A 3,887-nucleotide genomic window follows, 5' to 3' on the forward strand; every position below is an offset into this window, starting at 1 on the left:
ACCGAGAGGCCCGGTGTGCCGTAGCCGCGGGCGGCTTGGTAATCCTGATCGAGAAGATTTTCGCCGCGCACATAGGCTGAAAGACCAGGACGGATATCGTAGCTGAACTTCGCGCTAAGCAAGAGGTAATCGTCGCCTTTGACCGGGACCGTGGCATAACCGAGGGCCGGTGGATAAAGTGCATCCATCGTGTCGAGCACGACCTGAGCCGTGACATTTGCCCTGAGCTTTTCCGTAATTGAGACATCGGCGCCCAAAGAGACCATGTTGCGCGGAACAAGTGATAAGCGTGTTCCGTCTGCCGTGCGCGCGTCAGTATAGGTATAGCCGCCGGTTACGCCGAGGAAAGGAGTAACCTGCGCTGTCGCCGAAAGTTCGACACCCGAGCGGTTATTCGTTCCCGACATCTGCGTGAAATGCGAGTTAATAAGGCGGATCTCGTCGGTCGTATCGAGGTCGAAATAAGTCAGGCTGACGCGAATGCGTCGGTTATAGATCCACTGGTCGATGCCCGCATCCCAGCTTTCGCTCGTTTCCGGCTTGAGATCGGAGTTCCCGTAGGTGCCTGGCGCATACAATTCATAGAGGCTCGGCGCACGAAAGCCTGTGCCGGTACTCCCCCGAAACTTGGTTTGAGTTGGCTCGTAGAAATATGCGCCGGTCAGTCGATAAGTCTGGTAGTCGCCGAATTGACTGTGCTCGTCGTTGCGGGCGCCCCCGGTGATGGTTAGTCCCGTTAGAGGCTCTATCGCAAGTTGTCCGAAGACGCCGGTCAAATCCGACTCTCGACCAGCGAAATAGGTCGTCTGCGCGGTTTCTTCCTGATAATCCGCCCCCGCAGTAACTGTCGCCCAGTTCGTGATCCGCCCCACTCCCAGATACTCGGCCTTCCAACGGTCGCCTGAATAATAACTTGTATAGGGGCCCATGCTCCAGGCGCTATAGCCGAGATAGGTGCGGTCAAGCTCCATTCCCTGTATAGCGAATGTGTTCACAAAAGCGCCGTCAAACAACTTGACCTCTGTCCCGACGCGCCCGGCTCTCTGGTTTGTCAGAACTCTCGCTTGAAGATCGCCGTCTTCCAGCAGGCCAGTGAAAAAATCGTAGCCGTCATCGTATCTGAGGTTACTGTCGAGCGACCGCGCGGAGAAGAAGACCTTGACGTTTTCGGCGATGGCATATTCACCCGTGCCGCTGAAGGTGAGGTTGCGATAGCTGTCGTCCTCGGTGCCAAGAGCTGCAGCTGAATAGCCGTCAGTCCTAACACTCTGAACTGTGAAGCGCGCATAACCACGATCCGTGCCGTAAGCTGCGCTCGCCGTGCCACGCTGGGTGTTGTAGGAGCCTGCTTCGCCGGACGCGCTAAGGCTCGCGCCGAGAACGGGCCGCGCCGTTTCGATAGCGATGACGCCGCCGATTGCCTGACCACCGTAAAGAAGGCTCTGAGAACCTTTCAGCACCTCGATGCGGGACACGTCGCCCGCGAGGATGTGTTCGAGAGCTGTGCTTACCTGCGTTCCGGTCGGATCGGACAGATCGAGTCCGTCGACCTGAACTCTCACGTATTTCGATGCAGCCCCCCAGATCGAATAGGACGATGTACCGCCCAAGCCCGTCTGCGCCACGGAGACGCCCGGCACCTGCGCGAGATAATCCTGCACATAGGTGCGCGACTGCGCCTCGATCTGGTCGCGCGTGATGACCGAGACTGCGGAGCCGACCTTGGTGATGTCGGTGGGCACGCGGTTCGCGGAATAGATCACGTCGGTCGACGGCTCGCCGGGCACCGCCTCTGCGGGCTCTGCCGGACCCTGCGCAATGGCCGGGGCTTCCTTCTTTTTCTTCGGCGTGGCGGCTTTCTTCTTCTGCTTGTCGGCCTCGTCCTTCTTGACGACGACGGGCGGCAGGGTGTCCGAACGAGCGGCGGTTTGGGCCTGTGCATTCGCGGCGAGCGCGACAAGGCTAACGAGCGCGACGCAGGAGCGCGCGCGCGGATAGAAAACGGGCATTTTGGCCTCGCGATAACGTGACACGTCACCACGAACCAAAGTCAGGAATGCCGCGTTCGAGCGGATTCCAAGCCCCATCAGGACACCCCGCCCGACGTGTTCGCGCGTGACCACGGCTGATGGCAGGTCTCCTGGCTCGCGGGTCCAAACTCCGCGCCGCCTTCCCGGTTGCCCAGTGGCCTTTGGCGCTTCGCTCACCGCTTACAGTTGCGGGGGCAGCCGCGGATTAAGGACATCGTCCCTCACCGCGTTCCCTATTATCCTCACGTGAGGACCATCGCCTCATGGCATAGCTTGCGCGAAGCTTGTGCCGCAACCACGCAAATGCCGCAATGTGGTAAGTCTCGCGCAAGCTGTGGCGCGACGGCAACATCCCGCCATCGCGGGCCCCGATGCCGTTAACCATGCCCGTGCACGCATGATTAACGCTGCCCTGCTATTTTTACGAAAATCGTTTGGTTGCGTTGAGGAGGCGGGGGGCATGACATCGGCCGATATCATGCGTTTTGTGATCATCATCAGCCTCGGCGTGCTCGCGTTCATTACCTTTCTGGTCGCGGGCACCCTGATTGGGCTGATGTGGCTCGAAAGCTGGTCCTGCGGGCATTGCAAGCAATATCCCGCCGGGATTTACATCCTTGGCGTGCTGGGCCTGTTGCTGCTCGGCTCGATGGGTCAGGAGGCAGGCGAAGCGCCGGAAACATGGCGCAACTGGGTGACCGCTCATATTCAGACGCTGATCATTCTGGCGCTGATCCTCGTCACATTCATGCTCGTCGTGAACTGGTGGTGGTGGTTCGGATAGACACGGCTACGCGGGACTGTAGCCGTTGTCGTCGTTCTGTTACCGAACAGCCTTAGGTCGTGTACGTTACGGGCAGCACGGATCACGGCGATGAGGCTTCTTCCTGCAGCTTTGACGATACTTCTTTGCATGGTCGCTGGCGCGATGGCGCAAGCTCCGCGCTTCGAGGCGCTCGGCCCCGAAGTCTCCGACCGGCAAACGGGACTCGTCTGGCAGCGTTGCAGCGTCGGAATGGTGTGGCGCGAGGGCCGTTGCACGGGTTCGCCGCAAGTGTTCACCTGGGACGAAGCGCGCGGGCTCGGGCGGGGCGGCTGGCGTCTGCCGGAGATCGACGAGCTCGTTTCCCTCGTCGACCGCGAGAGAAGTCGGCGCGGCGAGTTTCCCATAACAGACGTCGCGGCATTTCCTGATCTTGCGGGGCGGCGGGGCGATCCGCTCACATATTGGAGCAATACCGTCGCCAAGGGGTGCATGCTCGGAGATGTCTGCGGCTTCGCGGTAGCTTTTAATGTTTCGTTCAAGGGCGATCTGCTCAACTTCACCCGCAAGGTTCCGCTTTTTGTGCGGCTCGTGCGCAACGGGGCGAAGAATGCCGCCGCTGCATCCGCGCCCGTGAAGAGCGTGACAGCCGACGGCCGCTTCGAGATCGACGGAGGCGTGGCCCGCGACCGCAAGACGGGGCTTCGTTGGCAGCGTTGCCTCGTCGGGCAGGATTGGCAGGCCGGACGGGGGTGCACGGGCATCCGCGTGAGGCTGACGCAGGACGAGGCGTTCGCGGCGGAAGGGCGAGGCTGGAGGTTGCCGACGAAAGTCGAGCTTCTGACGCTCATCGACCGGGACCGCAAAAGCGCGCCGATGGTGAATGCGGAAGCGTTCCCCGTCACCCTCCCGGCTTACAGCGATCTTCGCACGCGCGATCCGTACCCGACCGGTGGGCATATGTTCTGTGTGAACTTCTCGATCGCCTACCACAACAATTGTTCGCGCACCTATCCGATCCCGGTGCGGCTCGTTTCCGACGCGCGGTGACGGTGGCGGTGTGCGGCATTTGGCGAAGGATCAAAGCGACGCGG

3 protein-coding genes and 1 riboswitch are annotated in these 3,887 nt (G+C 60.9%); of the genes, 2 read left to right on the top strand and 1 reads right to left on the bottom strand.

The genetic code is table 11. The features are described 5' to 3' along the window. Nucleotides 1–2,009 (bottom strand): TonB-dependent receptor plug domain-containing protein (locus T281_RS16500; RefSeq protein ID WP_052037607.1); only part of this gene is annotated, 2,009 nt, incomplete at its 3' end. 104 nt (nt 2,010–2,113) lie between these two features. Further along, a riboswitch (cobalamin riboswitch) is annotated at nt 2,114–2,302 on the bottom strand. Between the two features lie 188 nt (nt 2,303–2,490). Here T281_RS16500 and T281_RS16505 point away from each other — a divergent pair. Then, the gene (locus tag T281_RS16505; RefSeq protein WP_037242069.1) at nt 2,491–2,814 is read left to right on the top strand and encodes a hypothetical protein; all 324 of its coding nucleotides are present in this window, start codon (nt 2,491–2,493) and stop codon (nt 2,812–2,814) included. Between the two features lie 90 nt (nt 2,815–2,904). Beyond that, nucleotides 2,905–3,843: an Lcl C-terminal domain-containing protein gene (locus T281_RS18030; protein ID WP_081796874.1), complete on the top strand. Its 939-nt coding sequence runs from the start codon at nt 2,905–2,907 to the stop codon at nt 3,841–3,843. Nucleotides 3,844–3,887 lie beyond the last annotated feature (44 nt).

This window comes from Rhodomicrobium udaipurense JA643, assembly GCF_000636015.1.
GTDB lineage: Bacteria > Pseudomonadota > Alphaproteobacteria > Rhizobiales > Rhodomicrobiaceae > Rhodomicrobium > Rhodomicrobium udaipurense.